At 45.1% G+C, this 19,666-nt stretch carries 13 protein-coding genes; 12 read left to right on the top strand and 1 reads right to left on the bottom strand.

Features of this window, described 5'->3' with window-relative positions:
* Positions 1 to 5: 5 nt before the first annotated feature.
* On the top strand, positions 6 to 1,574 hold the full coding sequence (locus tag C5745_RS13275) for a RagB/SusD family nutrient uptake outer membrane protein (RefSeq protein WP_105717495.1): 1,569 nt from the start codon (positions 6 to 8) through the stop codon (positions 1,572 to 1,574).
* A 52-nt stretch (positions 1,575 to 1,626) separates the two neighbouring features.
* Here C5745_RS13275 and C5745_RS13270 read toward each other — a convergent pair whose 3' ends face one another.
* On the bottom strand, positions 1,627 to 5,622 hold the full coding sequence (locus tag C5745_RS13270) for a hybrid sensor histidine kinase/response regulator transcription factor (protein ID WP_105717494.1): 3,996 nt from the start codon (positions 5,620 to 5,622) through the stop codon (positions 1,627 to 1,629).
* Between the two features lie 154 nt (positions 5,623 to 5,776).
* Here C5745_RS13270 and C5745_RS13265 point away from each other — a divergent pair, with 154 nt between their 5' ends.
* The 11 genes from C5745_RS13265 to C5745_RS13215 all read left to right on the top strand — a co-directional run bounded on the left by C5745_RS13265 (position 5,777) and on the right by C5745_RS13215 (position 19,617).
* On the top strand, positions 5,777 to 8,746 hold the full coding sequence (locus C5745_RS13265) for a SusC/RagA family TonB-linked outer membrane protein (RefSeq protein ID WP_105717493.1): 2,970 nt from the start codon (positions 5,777 to 5,779) through the stop codon (positions 8,744 to 8,746).
* Positions 8,747 to 8,749: 3 nt separating this feature from the next.
* Positions 8,750 to 10,273 carry a RagB/SusD family nutrient uptake outer membrane protein gene (locus C5745_RS13260; RefSeq protein ID WP_105717492.1) on the top strand — a complete coding sequence of 508 codons (1,524 nt, stop codon included), beginning with the start codon at positions 8,750 to 8,752 and terminating at the stop codon, positions 10,271 to 10,273.
* 18 nt (positions 10,274 to 10,291) lie between these two features.
* Positions 10,292 to 11,494: a sialidase family protein gene (locus C5745_RS13255; protein ID WP_105717491.1), complete on the top strand. Its 1,203-nt coding sequence runs from the start codon at positions 10,292 to 10,294 to the stop codon at positions 11,492 to 11,494.
* 18 nt (positions 11,495 to 11,512) lie between these two features.
* The gene (locus tag C5745_RS13250) at positions 11,513 to 12,652 is read left to right on the top strand and encodes a cellulase family glycosylhydrolase (protein WP_105717490.1); all 1,140 of its coding nucleotides are present in this window, start codon (positions 11,513 to 11,515) and stop codon (positions 12,650 to 12,652) included.
* 146 nt (positions 12,653 to 12,798) lie between these two features.
* Entirely contained in the window at positions 12,799 to 13,281 is a 483-nt protein-coding gene (locus C5745_RS13245; RefSeq protein WP_105717489.1) for a hypothetical protein, read from the top strand.
* Between the two features lie 64 nt (positions 13,282 to 13,345).
* Positions 13,346 to 13,984: a type IV toxin-antitoxin system AbiEi family antitoxin domain-containing protein gene (locus C5745_RS13240; protein ID WP_105717488.1), complete on the top strand. Its 639-nt coding sequence runs from the start codon at positions 13,346 to 13,348 to the stop codon at positions 13,982 to 13,984.
* A complete protein-coding gene (locus C5745_RS13235; RefSeq protein ID WP_105717487.1) occupies positions 13,981 to 14,853 on the top strand; it encodes a nucleotidyl transferase AbiEii/AbiGii toxin family protein in 873 nt (290 codons plus the stop codon). The genes C5745_RS13240 and C5745_RS13235 overlap by 4 nt, the downstream gene beginning before the upstream one ends.
* A gap of 65 nt (positions 14,854 to 14,918) precedes the next feature.
* Complete coding sequence (locus tag C5745_RS13230; protein WP_105717486.1) at positions 14,919 to 15,422, top strand: helix-turn-helix domain-containing protein; 504 nt, start codon at positions 14,919 to 14,921, stop codon at positions 15,420 to 15,422.
* A 6-nt stretch (positions 15,423 to 15,428) separates the two neighbouring features.
* A complete protein-coding gene (locus tag C5745_RS13225; protein WP_207795806.1) occupies positions 15,429 to 16,838 on the top strand; it encodes an RNA-binding domain-containing protein in 1,410 nt (469 codons plus the stop codon).
* Positions 16,835 to 18,238, top strand: a complete 1,404-nt coding sequence (locus C5745_RS13220) for an ATP-binding protein (RefSeq protein ID WP_105717485.1) — start codon at positions 16,835 to 16,837, stop codon at positions 18,236 to 18,238. The genes C5745_RS13225 and C5745_RS13220 overlap by 4 nt, the downstream gene beginning before the upstream one ends.
* Positions 18,235 to 19,617 carry a nucleotide sugar dehydrogenase gene (locus tag C5745_RS13215; protein ID WP_105717484.1) on the top strand — a complete coding sequence of 461 codons (1,383 nt, stop codon included), beginning with the start codon at positions 18,235 to 18,237 and terminating at the stop codon, positions 19,615 to 19,617. The genes C5745_RS13220 and C5745_RS13215 overlap by 4 nt, the downstream gene beginning before the upstream one ends.
* The last annotated feature ends 49 nt before the right edge of the window (positions 19,618 to 19,666 follow it).

The following is a 19,666-nucleotide window of genomic DNA, read 5'->3' as shown; positions in this document are numbered from 1 at the left end:
GCAAGATGAATTTGAAATTCAATACATATATCGCACTTGCCATCATCGGTCTGGGAATAAGCACCCAGTCGTGCAACAAATCATTCACCGACCTGACACCGGAAGGTTCGACGACAGACGCCAACTATTGGAAAAGCGAAACGGATGCTATTTATGCCGCCAATGGTCTTTATGGACACTTCAGCGACGACAATATGTTCGGACGCGGTCTGTTCTGGTTTGTAAATGCCTCAGACGATATGGTGACCGGGCGTACAGACGCCGGATCAGCCGCCGTTCGGAATTTTACCGCTACCGGAAGTGAAAGCCGTATCAATAGCATGTACAAAAAATTCTATCAGATCATCCAGCGCGCCAATGCGATCCTGACCAAGGTGCCGTCCATGGAGATTGGCGAAGAAATCAAGAATCGTGTGCTCGGGGAGGCCCACTTTATGCGCGGTTATGCCTACTTCTATCTGGCCCAATACTACGGCGACCAGCGGGCCGGTATCCCGATCGTTACGGAAGAAAACATGGACGAGTTGTTCTTTGACAGGCCGGCACACGTGCAGGAAAATCTAGCGCAGATCCAGGCAGATTTATTACAGGCTGCCGATTTGCTGCCCTTGCTCACCACGTATAGCGAAACGGATTTAGGACGGGCGAATAAGGACGCGGCATACGCTTATCTGGCCAAAACCAACCTGCAGTGGGCGCGTTATGATGAAAGCAAATGGGCAGAAGTGGTTAAATATTGCGATATGGTAACCAATTCTGGTTCCGGCCGCGCCTTGATCGATACTGATAAGCCAGAAGTAGATTTTGAAAGCGTTTTCTACATTGAAAACAACTATTCCTCCGAGTATATCTTTTCCGTCGTGTCGAACAGGACACGCGGCTCCATATTGCCGGCAGTAATGTTTGAGAATACCGGCTATGGCCTATATAATGGGTGGGGGTATTTTCACCCCACAGTAGAGTTATACAACGCTTTTGAAGACGGGGATTACCGCCGCTCGGCGACGATTCTGGAATTTGGGGACACATATACCCTATTCGGGCAGGAACGGAAATACTATTCGGCCAACTCGCAGACCGGGTTTCAGTTCAATAAATACATGCATCCGTTCCGGTTTCCTGCCAGCGAGCATCTAAACCCGAATGGAGACTATCCGACTTCGGACCTGAATATTCCGCTGGTGCGCTACGCCGATATTTTGCTCATGAAGGCGGAAGGACTGATCCAGCAAGGCATGAATGGCGACGCAGAAATCAACAGGGTGCGCAACAGAGCGGGGCTACAGCCAATAACTGGAGCTACTATGGAAAACCTGAAAAAGGAACGCCGCTCCGAGTTTGCGGGAGAGTATACCGATAGACATTCGGATCTGGTCCGCTGGGGCGATGCCGCAGCCGCCTATGCGAAACCTGCAACGGGTAGGCAACATAGCAATAGAAATGATCCGGAGTCGGCGTACGAGATCATCGAGGTCTGGCCGGCACGCGAGTTCAATCCAAGCATACATCACGTGTGGCCAATCCCACCGCAAGATCTGAGTAATGCCAAAATCCCACAAAACGAGGGTTGGTAGATCTTGCTTTTTGAAGCCAGTGCATATTCGATTGTGCTGGCTTCATTGTTTCTCAACGCTTATTTTTCAACGAAGCCACATATTCAGAAGGTGCCATCCCAAACTGCTTTGCAAAGCTCCTGGCAAATTGCGCCGACGAGCTAAAGCCCGTTATGGATGCAATTTTGAGAATTTTAAAATGGCCCTCCGCTAGCAGTGAAGCAGCGTGTTTTAATCGCGTGATGTTAATGAGTTCATGTGGCGACAGGTTGGAAATAGCTTTTGTTTTCCGGTAAAGCGTCGATCTGCTCATGTTCATCACATCCGCTAAAAAGTCGACATCTAGCGTCGTGTTGTCCATATTCTTGACAATGGTATCATTTATTTTTTCTAAGAAAGCCTCATCCGCTTTATTGTACGCCATACTTTTAATATGTGCCAGTGGAGACTGCGCGTAATGATTTTTAATTTTATCTCTTACCGTAAGAAGATTAACAATCTGCGTTAACAAGTGATTGGGCGAATACGGTTTTTCAATATAGGCGTCAGCACCAACTTCTAAACCTTCAATCTTCGCCTGCAAACTATTTTTCGCCGTTAAAAGCACCACCGGAATATGCGCATGATCAACGTTCATCTTGACCGATTTACACAATTCAAACCCGTCCATCCCTGCCATCATCACATCGCTGACGATCAACTGCACACTGACTTGTTCCAGCAGATCCAAAGCAGCTTGTCCATTGTCGGCCGTATAAACAATAAAATCCCTTTTTAGGATATTGCTGGTGAAGTTTCGTACTTCGGCATCGTCTTCAACAATTAAAATTACAGGGAGATCGTGCTCGGTTAGACCAAGATCGATTTCCGAAACCACCAACTCCTCCGCTGATAAGGTGTGACGATCAAGCGTATAACGATGCTCCTGGTACTTGGGCAATGAAAGCTCAAAACAAGTCTGGCCAGCGGCATCCATTTTCCAAGTCAACGATCCCTTATGCAATTCGGTCAACGATTTTGCCAAAGAGAGGCCTATTCCCGATCCCGATTTTGTTTTAACACTGTCTAAACGGAAAAAAGGTTCAAATATTTTCTCGCGGTATCTATACGGTATCGGATCACCGTCGTTCGTCACGACAATCTTAAACTGCTCATCGTCTACCGAAGTTCGGATACTGACCTTGGATAAGGCATATTTCAAGGCATTATCCACCAAGTTGCTCACTATCTTGGTCAACGCTTCCGCATCCGCGTACACCAATAAAGACCCTTGCCCCAACTCCACGTCCATTATTATTGACCTGTCGTCAACCGCTGGTTGAAAACGGGTGCATATTTCTTTAATGAGTGCATGAACATCCAATTGGACAAAACTAAGATTAAAACCCTTCTGCTCTGCTTTTCTAAAATCCATTAATTGGCGGGAAAGTTCCAAAAGTCGGTCTGTGTTCTTTTTCATGATCATCAGGTTCCCCCTGAGGGGCGATGTATCTTCACAAGTATGGAGCAAATCTTCCAGCGGCCCGTGGATCAATGTCAACGGCGTTCTGATCTCATGCGTTACTTGTGTAAAAAAATTGATCTTCGCGCGATATAGCTCCTTTTCTTTTTGGGTCTCCCAACGCTCCATCTTCGCCTTATGCTTATGCAGTACTCTTTTATGGTAGTTCCGTATGATAACTAAACCTACGCCCACAACAAGGAGTGCATACACGAGCAGCGCGGAGGTACTCGCCCACAACGGTGGAGATATGATGATCTCCAACTGCGTAACAGAATCATGTTCCACAACTCCGCTGTTAAATGCTTTAACTTTAAAAATATACCTGCCAGGAGAAAGATCCGTAAAATAAACTTTTCTATTCGTTTTGAGATGCGTCCAATGGTCATCGATACCTTCCATAATAAACGAATACTGAATCATATCGGGCGCCGTAAATCCTAATGCTGCAAAATCAATACTAAAGTTCGCTTGGTTATGGTTTAATCGAATGGTTTTCGTGAAACTGATCGGACTACTCAATGGCGAACCATCCACGCCGATATCCACTTCTTTGTTGTTTATTTGAAACCCGGTAAAATAAACTTTAGATATAGCGCGGTTTTTTTGGAAAGAAGCTGGGTAGAAGCTAATCATCCCCTTCAAACTCCCAAAATACATTTTCCCATCGTCGTCCTTAAAAGCAGAACCATAGTTAAACTGATTACTAAGTAAGCCATTGGACTTGCTATAAGTAAGAATTTTACCGGTTTTCGGATGGAATACGACCAGTCCCTGAGCGGTGCTGATCCATAAATTTTTTCGACTATCTTCCAGTATCTTATAAAAGGTATTTGTCGGGAAATTATTCTTTGTTGTATAACGCTTAAAAGTTTTTGACCCACGGGGCATCACACATAAGCCATTTTCCGTCGTGACCCAAAGATTGCGATCACTATCGATAAACAGTCCGTTGATTTCATTACTACTCAGACTGCTAGTGTCTTGTACATCAAATAAATAACTGCCCGATTGGTTTGTCTTGCTATTGAAGAAGTAAAGACCATCCCGGAGCGTTCCCGCCCAAATCGTGCCGTCGCTATCTTCAACCAAAGCCGAATAGTGTTTATTGCCTGGCACATCATTCAATAGAATAAAATCATCCGTATGCTCATTGTACCTATACAGTCCGACCGCAGTACCAACAAGTAACCCGTTGCGGTCTGTGGCTATCAGGCTTTCTGTAAAATTACTTTTCAGTTGATTGGCAGCCGGTCCGGCCTTATACTTTTTTACCACCTTATTAGTACCGATGTCCAATACATCGAGGCCATGTTCAAAAGTCCCAATCCACAGTCTGCCTTTATATAAGGCAAGTCCATGAATATTAGAATGCGAAATCCCATTCTTCTCCGTCGTGAGATTTTCAAAGGCATTCGTTTGCGGATTAAATTTATTTAGCCCGCCGTCCTCTGTACCGATCCAGAAATTGCCGTTTTCATCCTTCACGATCTCCCGTACAGCATCACCTTGAATGCTGTTCTCGCCAGATTTTGGATAAAATGTATCGAAGGCCGTGTATGGTCGAGGGTAATAACTTAATCCCCCAAAATAGGTGCCGCACCAAATGCCTCCTTCTTTGTCTTTTGTTAATGTATAAACCGCATTATCCGAGAGCGAATAGTTATCGTTCGTTCTATTTCGCAACTGCGTATACCGATGATTATTAATCGTATACACGAAAATTCCTGACTCCGTCGCAATCCAATATTCGCCGGTATCCGTCTTCAAAAAGTCTCGTGCAAATAGAAGCGATTGATCCGTGTTTTTTATAGGAATATCTGTAATTTGGTGCGTCTTCAGATCGAATAATTTAATACCTCGGCTTGCTGTCGCAACAAACAATTGCCCATCGCCCGTGTCCTCAATCTTTTCTATCCATTTTGTTAAGGCAGCGGCAGCGCCATCAAAAACATCAAAACTTTCAAATCCACCCGTTTTGTCATCGTGTCGCTGGAGGAACCCCTGCGCGGTAGATACCCATACTGCATTGTCCTTGGTGATAATTACAGAGGTGATTTCGCCATGCTCGCCATGCTCAAACTCCGTTAGCTCTTGCCGTTTAGGATTATACCGCTGCAACATATTTCCCGCCACAAACCATATGTTACCATCTCGGTCGCACTGTAAACTGGCAATATCGCTGCCTTTCGTTTCGGTTAAACATGCAAAGGTGTCTTTGCTAGGGTCATAAATGTACAGGCCTTTAAGCGTACCCACCCAAATAAAGCCGTTTTCATCTTCTAATAGCGAATGTATAAAATTATGCCCCAAACTGCCAGCTTGCTCCGGATCATGACGATATACACTAAAACGATAACCATCAAATCTGTTAAGCCCGTTTTTTGTCCCAAACCACATAAAACCATACCGGTCCTGCAAACTACATATAACCGTATTATGTGCCAATCCGTCCTCTACTTGGTAGTGCCTGAAGTTATACGACTGGGCGAATAAAGAAAAACTAGCGATCAGCAAGACATAAATCAAGCATAAGGTTTTAATTGTTCGCTGGTAGCAGATCATCATTGATTAAATTTTAAGGCAAAATATACAAAACCAATAAAATAATACCGATAGGACGTCAAAATAGGCATAATTGATACGTATTGCATACATTTTGAACCAATATGTGCTTCGATAATATCGTACTTAGCCCTTACCAATTTTAAATTTATTGTATATGAGCAAGATCATTTTTGTTTTTATGTTATGTACGCATGTCTTTTTTGCACATGCGCAGATAACCGGATCTGTTAGCGACAAAGACGGACCATTGAAAGGCGTCGCTGTTGTGTTGAAAGGCAGCACACTCGCTACACAGAGCGATTCCAGCGGTTATTTTAGTATCCCGACCGACCAAAAAGAGGCATCCGTTTTGGTTTTTTCACATATTGGATACATTACTAAGGAGGTTCCTGTAGCAAATGCACAACCGCTTCATGTGGTCATGGAGGCGTCCAGTACAGACCTTGATGAAGTTGTCGTCGTAGGATATGGCACACAGCGTAAACAAGACCTCACAGGAGCTGTGTCCGTTGTAAAAGCAGCAGACGTACAAAAAAGACAAGCAACAACCGTTGCCGAATCGCTACAGGGGCTGGCCACAGGTATCAGGGTCCGCGGCGGAGGACAGCCTGGAGCGGAAGCCCAAATTCAAATTCGGGGCATGAAAAATTTATCCGGTACGCCGCCTCTTTATGTGGTTGACGGGTTAATCACGACAGCCAACCGAGATTTCAATCCGAGCGACATTGAATCCATCCAAATCTTAAAAGACGCGTCAGCAGCAGCCATCTACGGCTCGCGTGCTGCAAATGGCGTTATCATTATCACTACCAAACAAGGTAAGAAAGGACCCGCGCAAATCGACGTCTCGGCGAAGTCAACCCTACAAACCACACCCCGGTACGACCTAGCGAAGACCGAAGAATTTGCGAGATTGAACAACATGGCTTACGATAACGCCAATGTTCCCCGGCAAGATCTAGACCTTACTGTCGATACCGACTGGCAAGACGCTGCTTTCCGTACTGGGAGAGTGCAGGATTATTCCGTTAGTTTCTCGGGTGGAGGCGATGATGGACAGTACTTTATCTCCGGAGGTTATTTCGACAACAAAGGAGCGGTCATCAGTACCGACTTTAACCGGTTTAACTTTCGAGTAAACACCGTCACGAAAAAAGGCATCTTTACCATTGGCGAAAATTTAGCCATCAGCAACGCTAAAACCGATGAAATGTCGGGGAACCCGTATATTGATGTGCTCCGTCTATTGCCAACGATCCCGATTTACAATCCAGACAACCCCGGTGGCTATGGTTACGGTGATGAACGTCGGGCCCGTACCTTTGGGTCAAATCCGGTCGCTATTGCAGATCTGGAAGATAGGACCAACGCGAACCTCCGCATACGGGGTAACGTCTTTTCGGAGCTACAATTTTTACCATCCTTAAAATACAGGTTCAATTTGGGTTATGAAACCAGCCGGGATCATCACACCTTTTTAAGAAAAGCAGGAAGTTGGACATTAAACCAACCCCTGGATCCCTCACGCTATCATGAAAATAGAGCAGAATCCTCGACGATCTTGGTCGAAAACACCCTTTCTTTTGAAAAAGATTTTAACCAACACCGGCTGAACGTCCTCGCAGGGCAATCCTATCAACGGGATCGCTATGCGCAAATGTGGGGCACTAAGCGTAACATGTTGGAAAATCCGGCCGGTGGTTATTATATGGTGCTCGATCAAGGAAATGAGCCACAAACGGGCGGATTCGCACGCAGAACGGACTTGATCTCTTATTTTGGTCGATTTGAATACAATTACGCCGATAAATACCTAATCAACGGAATTATCCGTACCGATGGCGTTTCTCGCTTCGGCAAAAACTACAAGTTCGGTACATTTCCATCCCTATCTGGTGCTTGGCGCCTTAGTCAAGAAGATTTTTTCCAGGTCTCCTGGATCGACGATCTAAAACTGCGGGCGAACTACGGAACCCTGGGCAGCAGCAATATCGGTCCGTATGATTATATACCTATTATCAATACCTTTCCCACGATCGCGATGGGTCCGGGTCAGGTGACGTTGCCGGGTGCGACACAGGTTCAACTAGCGAACCAAGATCTTCGCTGGGAGACCTTAACGCAGCAAAACTATGGCTTTGATGCGACCTTCTTGAAAAATCGACTTAACGTTAGCGCAGAATACTTTATTTCCAAAACCGAAGACGTGCTGATTCAATATCCGCTATTGATTTCCACCGGAAATGACGGCGGCAATCCGTACACCAACGGGGCAACCCTCGGAAACCGAGGTGTAGAATTGTCTGTCACCTATCAGGAGAACACGAAACCTTTCCAATATAGTGTAACCGCTAATATCACCACCTTGCGAAACCGGGTAATCGATTTGGGGTATGGACAAAACAGAACCTTTTCGGGCAATACCGTAACGGAGAAAGGTCAGCCGCTCGGCATGTGGTTTGTGCTCGAAACAGACGGCATATTCCAGAACATGGAGGAGGTCAACAGTTACAAAAATGCGGACGGTCGCGTTATTCAGCCGAATGCGCAGCCGGGCGATATCCGCTTCAAAGACCATAACGGTGACGGCACGATTACCAATGCCGATAAGGTTATCGTGGGCGATGCCTGGGCAGATTATGAGGTCGGTTTAAACATGAACGCCTCCTATAAGCAATTCTCGTTCAGCATGGATTGGTTCGGATCCGTAGGGGCTATGGTATTTAATGGCCCCAAGAGTGTGACGGACATGTTCTCCGATAATACAAACTACCGTGCCGGTATACAACCTTGGACACCGGAAAACCCCAATACCGATGTGCCGCGCGCCTATTATGCGAGTACGATGAACTCCCGCGGAGACATCGACCGCTGGCTGGAAGATGGTAGCTTTGTCCGCTTAAAATATATCGGTATTTCGTACCGTCTTCCAAGCAGCCTACTGGACAAAATCTATTTTAGCGAGGCACAGGTTACATTGTCCGGCCAAAACTTACTCACGTTTACCAAATACACAGGCCTTGATCCCGAATTCAATAATAACAGTGTTTTTCAAAAAGGTCACGACTTCGGGGTATTCCCGAACCTGAAAACCGTTTCATTAGGTGTACAATTTAGATTTTAAAAGATGAAAAATAGCATATTTATCCTCTTCATAACAGTGTCCAGTTTGATTTCGTGCGATAAGAGTTTGCTCGATCAGGACAATCCCAATACCCTCACCGAAGAACAATTTTGGATTACAGAATCCGATGCACAGCGTGGGGTAAATGCCATTTACCACATGTTTTACCAGCCCGGAAACTGGTCTCGGTGGATCTATTTCCGCTTAGATCTCACTTCCGATGAAGGCTTTAGCAAAAGTCCTTGGATAGAACTGGCGGACTGGACGCGGTTTCAGTATGTTAATTACAATTTTTTTGAAGGCAATGTCATCACGTATAAGGATACCTATAAAGCGATATTTCGGTGTAACCAAGTATTGACCCATGTACCGACTATTGAATTTGCCGATGAGCATAAGAAAACACAGCTTTTGGCCGAGGCCAAATTCCTTCGCGGGTTTTACTATTATTATGCGGCGTTGCTATGGGAGAACTTCCCGATTGTCACCACCTTGCAAAGCCCGACGGATATGCCGGAGGCCAGTACATTAGCGGAAGTCTGGGCGCAGGTCGAGGCGGATCTGTCCGAAGCCGCTCAATCATTACCCATGCAGTGGACAGGGAATGATATCGGCCGGCCCACCAAAGGTTCTGCGTTGGCGCTGCTGGGGAAAACCTATATGCAGCAGCACAAATGGAACGAGGCAAAATCAGCTTTAGACTATTTTATCACCGGCGAAGGAGTGCCCTATTACGATCTAGTAGACTACAAGGATAACTTCCGTGCGGAAAATGAAAACAACAAAGAATCCGTTTTCGAAATCCAGTTTTCCGATGCGAACAAAACCGCCGAGGGCGATATTCCGAGCTCCACGATGAGTACCAACCGGGCTCAGTTTTTTGCACCCCGATCGATTGGCTGGTCAGACGGACAAGCGCGCTACTGGTTGGTCACGGAGTTTAAGAAAGAGAAAACCGTGAATGGCGAAATTGACCCCCGTTTGCGCTATTCCCTGTTTTACCCAGATTTAGAAGCAGATTTTGGGGACAAAGTATACGGTAGAAGTTGGGAGTGGAATGCCGACGAAGCCTGGTTCCGAAAATATGCTCGGGATTACAAACAGAACCACGACGACTATTTTAACGAAGTCAATAACCGAATCATTCGATTTGCGGATATATTGCTATTATATGCCGAAGTGCTGAATGAACTTGACCAAACGGCCAGTGCCTATCCTTATGTGGATCGGGTACGCACGCGCGTAAACCTAGCGCCCTTGGCAACCACGCATCCCACCATTGGGAACGATAAGGATCGCTTTAGAGAACGGTTGAAAATGGAAAGGGCGTTAGAGCTATGTGGCGAAAGTGTGCGCTGGGCAGACTTAAAGCGCTGGGGAGATTTAGAAACCCAAGCGGGTATCGATCGCGTGGCCCAGCGTGACCCAGATTTCAACAACTTTGTGTTGGACAAATCCATACGCTTGCCGTTACCCGAAGTAGAAGTAGCCAACAATCCCAATCTTACTCAAAACCCACATTACTAAAAGCTTTTCGATACAACTATGACTTATTGCATTTTATTCAGACGCCTCGTTCAGAACGCCTTCCTATTTCTTGCCATCGTAGCATGCGCAAAAGATAATCCAACTCAGCTGCCGCTTCCCCCCGAGCCGCCAGATCAAGAGGAAACGTATATTCAGTGGGATCAACAGACGCGAAGGAAGGTATCTTCCGGAAACAACACACGGTATGCAGGCTACGGCCGGATTATTCAGCTGCCCGACCAATCCTTATTGGGCATCTACGAAGCTGACGGCAACGTCGTGTCGGTAAAAAGTAACGACCTAGGCAATAGCTGGTCAGCACCCGTAGTGGTTGCGGCGCGGGGCGAGGGAAGGAATATGTGTGTGCCTGATATGCTGCTGTTAAATGATCGGAAAACCCTATTGGCGCTCTATAACGGCAGGCCATTCGAGATTTCTCCCGAACGAAAATTCGATATACGAATAAAGAAAAGTACGGACGCCGGGCAAACCTGGACAGACGAGCAGGTGTTATACGAAGCTGGCCACGAGTTCGAGAATGGCTGTTGGGAGCCAGCGGCCGTTCAATTGCCTAGCGGTGAAATACAGCTCTTTTTTGCCAACGAAGGGCCTTATACCCAGTCCAATGAACAAAATATCTCCATGATCCGCTCGCAGGATGACGGCGAAACTTGGAGCGCCGACCCAACTATCGTGAGCTTCCGCCCAGGCAGAAGAGACGGGATGCCCGTTCCCTTATTACTGAATAATGGGAAGGACATTGTTGTTGCTATAGAAGATAACGCTATTCAAGCTTTTAAGCCGTACACCCTGCGAAACAGCCTAGAAGAAAACTGGGCAACGACGATTGGGGCCGAAAGCCCCAACCGACACTACGCACTGCTGCAGCCCGTCGCCAACGAAATCTATGCAGGAGCACCGTATATCCGGCAGTTGAGCACTGGGAAGACCATCTTGGCATATCAGGGCACGGAAGGGCGTACCAACGATATGAATTTTGCCGACATGAAAGTCGTGGTTGGGGACGATCAGGCCAAAAACTTTACGAGCAAGTCTGCCCCTTTCTCGATTCCAAGCAATAAATCTTGCTTATGGAACAGCATAACGGTACTGAACGATAATACGATCATTGCGGTAACCAGCACGAACGCCTATGGACCGGCCGGCAATACGGAAGTCTGGATGATCAAGGGAAAACTCATCAACAATACAAAACAATAGCACTATTAAATTAAAATCATGCAGAAAAACAGGCTTATTTTTATCTCACTCTTTGTCAGTATACTGCTGGGCAGTTGTACGGAAACACGAAAACAAGAAACCGATTCGGATCGACAAATCTGGACCAAGGAACAGGCCAACGCTTGGTATAACGATCAAGAATGGCTAGTCGGCCCGAATTTTACGCCAAGTACCGCCATTAACCAGCTGGAGATGTGGCAGGAAGAAACCTATGATTCCGTAACCATTGATCGCGAACTTGGCTGGGCGTCAGAATTAGGCATGAACACCGTCCGCGTTTATTTACACGACGCCTTGTACGAGCAAGACTCCACCGGCTTTCTTAACAGAATCGATCATTTTCTGTCATTGGCAGACAAGCATCACATCAAAACATTATTGGTTATTTTCGATTCCTGCTGGGATCCGTTCTTTGAATTAGGTAAACAAAGAGAACCAACACCGTTTACACACAATTCGGGCTGGGTACAAAGTCCAGGACAACTGGCCTTAAAAGACTCGACACAATATCCGCGGCTGGAGCGTTACGTCAAAGGGGTCATAAAAAGGTTTGCGAACGACGAGCGGGTGCTCGGATGGGATATCTGGAACGAACCCGATAACATGACGGGACCATCGTATGAAAAGATAGAAACACCAGACAAGGTCGATCTCGTCCTTCCCCTGCTTCGGCAATCTTTTGCGTGGGCAAGATCAGTCAATCCCTCGCAGCCCATTACTTCTGGCGTCTGGTCGGGCGATTGGTCCTCAGAAGAAAAAATGAAACCTATCGAGAAACTGCAAGTAGCAGAATCCGATATCATTACCTTTCACAACTACGGTAGCCCCGAGGAATTCGAACAACTGATCCAATGGTTGCAGCGTTATGAAAAACCTATTCTCTGTACAGAATATATGGCTAGGCCTAACGGCAGTACATTTGCAGGATTTTTACCCATTGCGAAAAAATATAACGTCGGTATGATTAACTGGGGGTTTGTTGATGGGAAGACCCAGACTAAGTTTCCATGGGACTCGTGGACGAAGACCTATACCGATGAGCCACCCGTTTGGTTCCATGAAGTACTGAGAAGCGACGGAAGCCCTTACGACCCCGCAGAGACAGCGCTCATCAAATCCCTAACAGGAGCAAAATAAAATGTCTACATATTGCAAGGCGGTCTCCTAATTAGGGGGCGGCCTTTTTTTAGTTTGAACTTATTGTTAATTCTGCTTTTGCTTCCGTTCTTTATCAAATATTTGTCGTTATTTTGTTGTAATATATTGGTTACAAGAATGATACTATGAACTCCTTAATCTATCCAGTGCTCGCCGTGCTCGCGCTGCTGCTGATTTTCTTACTCCTCGTCAACGAGAGACGAAAATACCAACGCTACAAGCGCTTTATGGATATGGATGTCACGGTGCAATTTCAGGAATCGAAGAGTTCGCATGATCAAATGCGCCATGGCAGCGTTATGATCAACTTGCGCAAGAGTGCAGACCATATCAAAGGGATCGTTATTAAAGACGTTGCTTTTAGCCACAGCGTTTTCCACGTGCCTGTGTTTGACCAATTATATTTCAAAGGGAATAGCGACACGAGTCAGCTCCTGTCGGCACGTTTCCGGATAAGTCGTCACAGCCTACACCGATTGGAGGGAAAGCAAGTACACATCATCCTAAAAGGATCGATAACGGATAAAGAAAATGAGGTCAAGCCATTTAAGGCGCGTATTCCGTATGTGCTACAGCCGGCGCGTCGCAAAGACGATGTTGTCTATTAATATTATGTAATATTATTTGTATAAAATCGGATTTTTTCCGATTTTTGAGTAAATATTTTACGAAATGGACCTCCGTGAAGATATAGAAAAGTATGCTGCGGCGCCTCTTTCCAGGCATGTCATGTTGGAATTGCTTAAGGACTACAAGCGACCGAACGACAAAATAAGCGAATTGGCAAAGGCCGGTATGCTGACTATCTTGAAAAATGGGTTGTATATCCCCATGGGCAAGCGTGGCTTTTACGTAACGGAGCCTTTTTTAGTTGCCAATCATCTATGGGGACCTAGTTATGTTTCGTTAGAGTCCGCATTATCCCATTGGGGGTTCATCCCCGAGCGGGTTTACGAAATTGCTTCGATGACGACGAAGACGTCAAAAAAATACGAAACGGCTATCGGCCGATTTACCTACAGACATCTGGTCAAGCCCTATTATTCATTGGGAATAAAACAAGTTACGTTAAAAGAAAAACAGGTTGCCCTGATCGCTTCTCCCGAGAAAGCTATTTGTGACAAGATCATCACCACACACGGGCTACTTTTGAGAAGCGCTAAACAAGTAACGGAATTTTTGATAGAGGATATGCGGATAGATGAAGACAATTTAAGGAAGCTGAATGTTGCAGAAATGAGAAACTGGCTACAATATGCACCTAAACGCACGAGTCTCGAAACCCTTGTAAAAACACTCGCTCTATTATGATAAAAGAATGGATAGACGATTATAATCCCCAAAATCAACAGGATGCATTTAATGCCTTGCGGGAGATTATGCAGGAAATTGCACTTGCCGGTTTGGAACGAACAGGTTTTTTTGAGAAGGCGGCGTTTTACGGCGGTACGGCGCTTCGTATTCTATATGGTTTGGACAGGTACTCCGAAGATCTTGATTTTTCGTTGCTTGAAGTCGACTCAACATTTTCATTGGAGCATTATTTTGATGGGGTAGTAGCGGAGTTTTCTGCTCTTGGAATAACGGTAAATATCAAAGAGAAGCAAAAATCCATCCAATCGAATGTGGATTCTGCATTCCTGAAGTCTGACACGGTTTGGAAGGAACTCGTTCTGGAGAACATTTTGCCGGAAATGGGCGTGCATCATTTACCCCCTGTCAAAATCAAGATTGAAATAGACCGCAAACCTCCATTGGGATTCCGTACGGAAGAGAAATTGCTGATTCGTCCATTTTCTTTTTATATAAAAAGTTTCGATCTTCCGAGCCTATTTGCGGGGAAGATGCATGCGCTTTTGTTCCGTAAATGGAAGAACCGGGTTAAGGGGAGAGATTGGTATGATCTGGAATGGTATATCAAAAAGGGCGTTCCATTAAGTACCGAGCATTTTTTAAGTAGGGCTCAGGAGTCTGGGGACTGGAACAGCGAATCTATTTCAAATGTGCAGATCTTGGAACTTTTGAGAACAAAAATAGAGACAGCGAATTTTGATCATATTCGAGCTGATGTGGTACGTTTCGTGAAGGATGCAGCTGTTTTGGAAATCTGGGACAGTAGATACTTTCTTCAACTAACGGAAAAACTAAGGTTTAGCGGCGCGGATGCAAAAAACAGTTAACAAAATAATAACTTGGATTTTAGAAATGTATCGAGTACCTTTGTTGCTCAATCTATTTCAAATCTATGTTAGGTGCGTTAATCACTTCCAAAACAAGATTAAAACTACTGATCAAATTTTTTGTGTCGGCGGGCAATACGGGCTATCTGCGCGGTATCGCTGAAGAATTCGACGAATCCACCAATGCTATCCGCAAAGAGCTCAATCAATTAACAGAAGCGGGCTTTCTGGAGCGGAAGCAGGAGCAGAAGAAGGTACTGTACCAAGCCAACACCCAACATCCCCTATTCAATCCCGTTCAGCGGTTAGTGCATTCTTTTTTAGGTGTCGATAAAGTAGTCGATCAAGTCATGGAGCGTGCAGGTGATGTGCATGAGGTTATGCTCGTGGGCGCATACGCCAAAGGACAGGAGTCAGATCAGGTCGAATTGGTTGTGCTGGGCGATACATTGGATACAGATTACTTGCAGAATGTCGTTGAAAAAACGGAGAAATTGATTGATAAGAAAATCGAACTGTATTTTGAAAAGCCCACAAGTGGAAGTTACATTGTGGTGTATAAAAAATAAGGAAACGTGAACAGCGACAAAATCAAACATATAATACAACAAGGAGAAGGCCTCCAAGTTGAGTTCAAGAAATCCCAATTTGAACTCAATAAAGATGTGTTTGATTCTGTCTGTGGATTCCTAAACCGTTATGGCGGGCATTTGTTTTTAGGCGTTAGTGATAAGGGAGTGATAGAGGGGATTTATGATGATTGTATTGATGATGTGCTGAAAAATTTAATCGTTAATGCCAATAATCCAAATAAACTGAACCCACCATGCTATCTTACCGCAACGATTCTAGAACTAGAAGGCAAGCAGATTATTTACGCATATGTGCCGGAGAGTTCTCAGGTGCATAGTGTAACAGGGCGAATCTTTGATCGTAATGAAGACGGCGATTTAGACGTCACCAAATACCCTGACCGGGTCAGTCAGTTATATCTCCGTAAGCAAACAACGTTTATTGAAAACAAGGTCTTTCCCTACATGCGAATTACCGACCTAGACAAACCTACTCTTGAAAAAGTAAGGGTATTAGCTAAAAACGAGCGGGCAGATCACCCATGGCAGCATATGAGCGACGAAGAGCTGCTACATTCAGCAGGATTGTTCAAGCGTGATCTGCAAACAGGCGCAGAGGGATATACACTGGCAGCAGCTTTGCTTTTAGGGACGGAGCAAACGGTGCTGAATGTATTGCCTTACCATAAAACGGATGCGATTTTGCGTAAAGAAAATCTCGATCGGTATGATGATCGGGATGATATTCGCAGTAACCTGATTACAAGCTATGAACGATTGATGGCTTTTGTTCAAAAACATTTGCCAGATAAGTTTTATCTGGAAGGTGTTCAGCGGGTTAGTCTGCGGGATCGGGTGTTTCGAGAGGTTGTCAGCAATTTACTGATTCATCGGGAATTCGGACATGCGTATCCTGCGAAGTTCATTATAGAAGAGGATCAAGTTGTCACCGAAAACTGGAATCGTGCGCAAGGTATCGGAAACATTGATCCGAATAATTTTACGCCATATCCCAAAAATCCGGTTATTGCCCGTTTTTTCAAGGAAATCGGTTGGGTTGATGAATTAGGATCTGGTGTGCGCAATGTATATAAATATGCACCCATATATACGCCCGGCACAAATCCATTTTTTATCGAAGGAGATGTTTTCAAGACAGTAATTCCGCTAAGCGTTTCAGATATCAGTGTAAATGAGGGAGTAAATGAGGGAGTAAATGAGGGAGTAAATGAGGGAGTAAATGATTTGCTGAAATTAATAGAAAAAATTCAAGGAAGGAGAACGCCACATTATGCGGCTAGTATGAATATTCCCGAAAAAACAATAGAACGCTGGCTAAAACAATTGCGAGAAGAAGGAAAAATAGAATTTAGAGGAGCCCCCAAAACAGGAGGCTACTGGAAAGTGAAATGAAAAAAAACCCAACATACGTCATACCGACAGCCGAATCCGAAACAGTGGAGTTCAAATCCAGCTTTCAGGATGAAGTGATCATCACGTTGGTGGCATTTGCCAATGCCAAAGGCGGATCGGTGTATGTTGGCGTGGGCGATAAAGGAGACATCAAAGGCGTATCGTTAGGAAAAGAGACGGTACAGAATTGGATCAACGAAATCAAGATTAAGACTCAGCCGTCGCTGATACCCGATGTGGAGACGCTCGAAGTTGAAGGAAAAACAATAGTTCTGTTAAAGATGCAGGAGTATCCTATTAAACCTGTATCTATAAAGGGAAAATGTTATAAGCGTATAGGTAACTCGAACCATTTGATGGGCGTTGAAGAAATTGCCAACGAACATTTAAAGACGATTAACGGCAGTTGGGATTTCTATCCAGATCCCCATCACTCTTTAAAAGATATTTCTTTAGAAAAAGTCAGCCGTTTTATCCACAGGATCGAGCAACGGACAGAAAATAAAATACCCTATACACCCGTAGAGTTTCTAACCAAAATGGAAATGCTCCGTGAAGGGAAACTCACGTTCGGCGCTTACCTACTATTCGTGGCGGACTATTGCCCGATCAGCGACATACAGGTAGGGCGCTTCAAGAGTAACATTACCATTATCGATTCGATTTCGCTGAATACGGATCTATTTTCGGAGGTGGAAGAGATCATTGCTTTTATCAAGAAGCACTTAATGGTAGAATACATCATTACCGGCGAGCCGCAACGTACGGAGCGATTCGACTATCCATTGGATGCTATCCGGGAGATTGTCATCAACATGATCGTGCACCGCGACTATCGCGACAGTTCGGGCAGTGTAATCAAGATTTTTGACAACCGAATCGAATTTTATAATCCGGGAAAACTGTTTGGCGGCATTACGATCGAGGATTTACTTACGGGAAATTACAGCTCCAAATCGAGGAACAAGTTGATTGCCAAAGCTTTTAAAGAAGTTGGTCTTATCGAAAGGTATGGTTCGGGTATTCATCGCGTACAGGAGATCTGTAAGGATTACGGCGTGATTGCACCTGTCTTCGAAGAGTTTTCCGGTGGTTTCCGCGTGGTGCTGTTTAATGAAAAACAGGGTATACAAAAAGATGATACTATAAAAGGCGGATTAAGTGGCGGATTAAGTGGCGGATTAAATGACGGATTAAATGACGCGGATAGATTTCTCTTATCTTTAATTGAGAAAAATCCGGGTATTCAGCTAAAGGAAATTTTAAGCGTGGTTGAAAACAAATCACAAAGAACCCTTGAAAGGCAGATAGCGCAGTTAATAGAGCGAAAGCTTATAGAACGTAGAGGGAGCCGGAAAACAGGGGGATACTGGAAGGTAAATAAAGAGGTTCAGTCATGAAGCAAATCAAAAAAATAACCTGTATCGGAGCAGGCTACGTAGGTGGTCCGACCATGTCTGTTATTGCGCAAAAGAATCCCCACATACAGGTAACCGTGGTCGATATCAACCAGGAACGCATAGCAGCATGGAATGATGCGGATTTATCGAAGCTTCCGATTTATGAAAAAGGACTGGATGCGGTCGTTGCTGAAGCACGCGGTCGTAATTTGTTTTTCGATACCGATGTCGATAAGGCAATTGAAGAAGCAGATATGATCTTCATATCCGTCAATACCCCAACCAAAACGTATGGAAAAGGTAAAGGACAGGCGGCCGACTTAAAATTTATAGAATTGTGCGCCCGTCAAATTGCTGAAGTTGCGAAAGATGATAAAATAGTCGTGGAAAAATCGACACTTCCCGTGCGGACCGCGGAGGCACTAAAAAGCATTTTAGACAATACCAGTAGTGGCGTGAACTTTCATGTGCTCTCCAATCCGGAGTTTCTTGCGGAAGGAACAGCCATTACGGATCTACATAACCCAGACCGTGTACTAATTGGCGGCGAGAATGCCGAAGCCATCGAGGCACTGGTGAATATATATGCCAGCTGGGTGCCAAATGATCGGATTCTAACAACGAATTTATGGTCGTCGGAGTTGTCGAAGCTCGTGGCTAATGCCTTCCTTGCACAGCGTGTTTCCTCTATAAATGCTGTCTCTGAGCTTTGCGAAGCAACCGGAGCCAACGTAGATGAAGTCGCAAAAGCCGTGGGCATGGATTCCCGTATCGGGCCAAAATTCTTAAAAGCGTCTGTCGGTTTCGGGGGCTCATGTTTCCAGAAAGATATTTTGAACCTCGTCTATATAGCGCGTTCTTATAACCTGCACGCTGTCGCCGATTATTGGGAGCAGGTTATTGTCATGAACGATCATCAGAAAACCCGTTTCGCCGAGAAGATTATACAGACGATGTATAACACCGTCAACGGTAAACAAGTTGCATTTTTGGGCTGGGCATTTAAAAAAGACACCAACGATACACGAGAATCTGCTGCTATATACGTCGCCGACCACCTGTTGGATGAGGAAGCTGAAGTTGTTGTCTACGATCCGAAAGTGTCCGCAACGCAGGTATATAAAGATTTAGATTACTTAGGCACACGTACGCCGGGGGCAAACCGCCGCCTAGTGAAAGTGGTTGATGATCCCTATGAGGCCTTAAACGGTGCACATGCGATTGCTGTCCTGACCGAATGGGAAGCATTTAAAACATATGATTGGGCAAGAATTAAAGAAGGGATGAAAAAGCCAGCTTTCGTTTTTGACGGCCGGAAATTGTTGGATAGAAAACAGTTAGAAGAATTGGGATTTAAGTATTATGCCATAGGGGAATAATTTAGGATACTCTTGGCACTTTTATTGCTCATTGCGGTGCAACGTCCGT

The organism is Sphingobacterium haloxyli, assembly GCF_002980525.1.
GTDB lineage: Bacteria > Bacteroidota > Bacteroidia > Sphingobacteriales > Sphingobacteriaceae > Sphingobacterium > Sphingobacterium haloxyli.
This window is presented reverse-complemented; position numbering and strand designations above follow the sequence as displayed.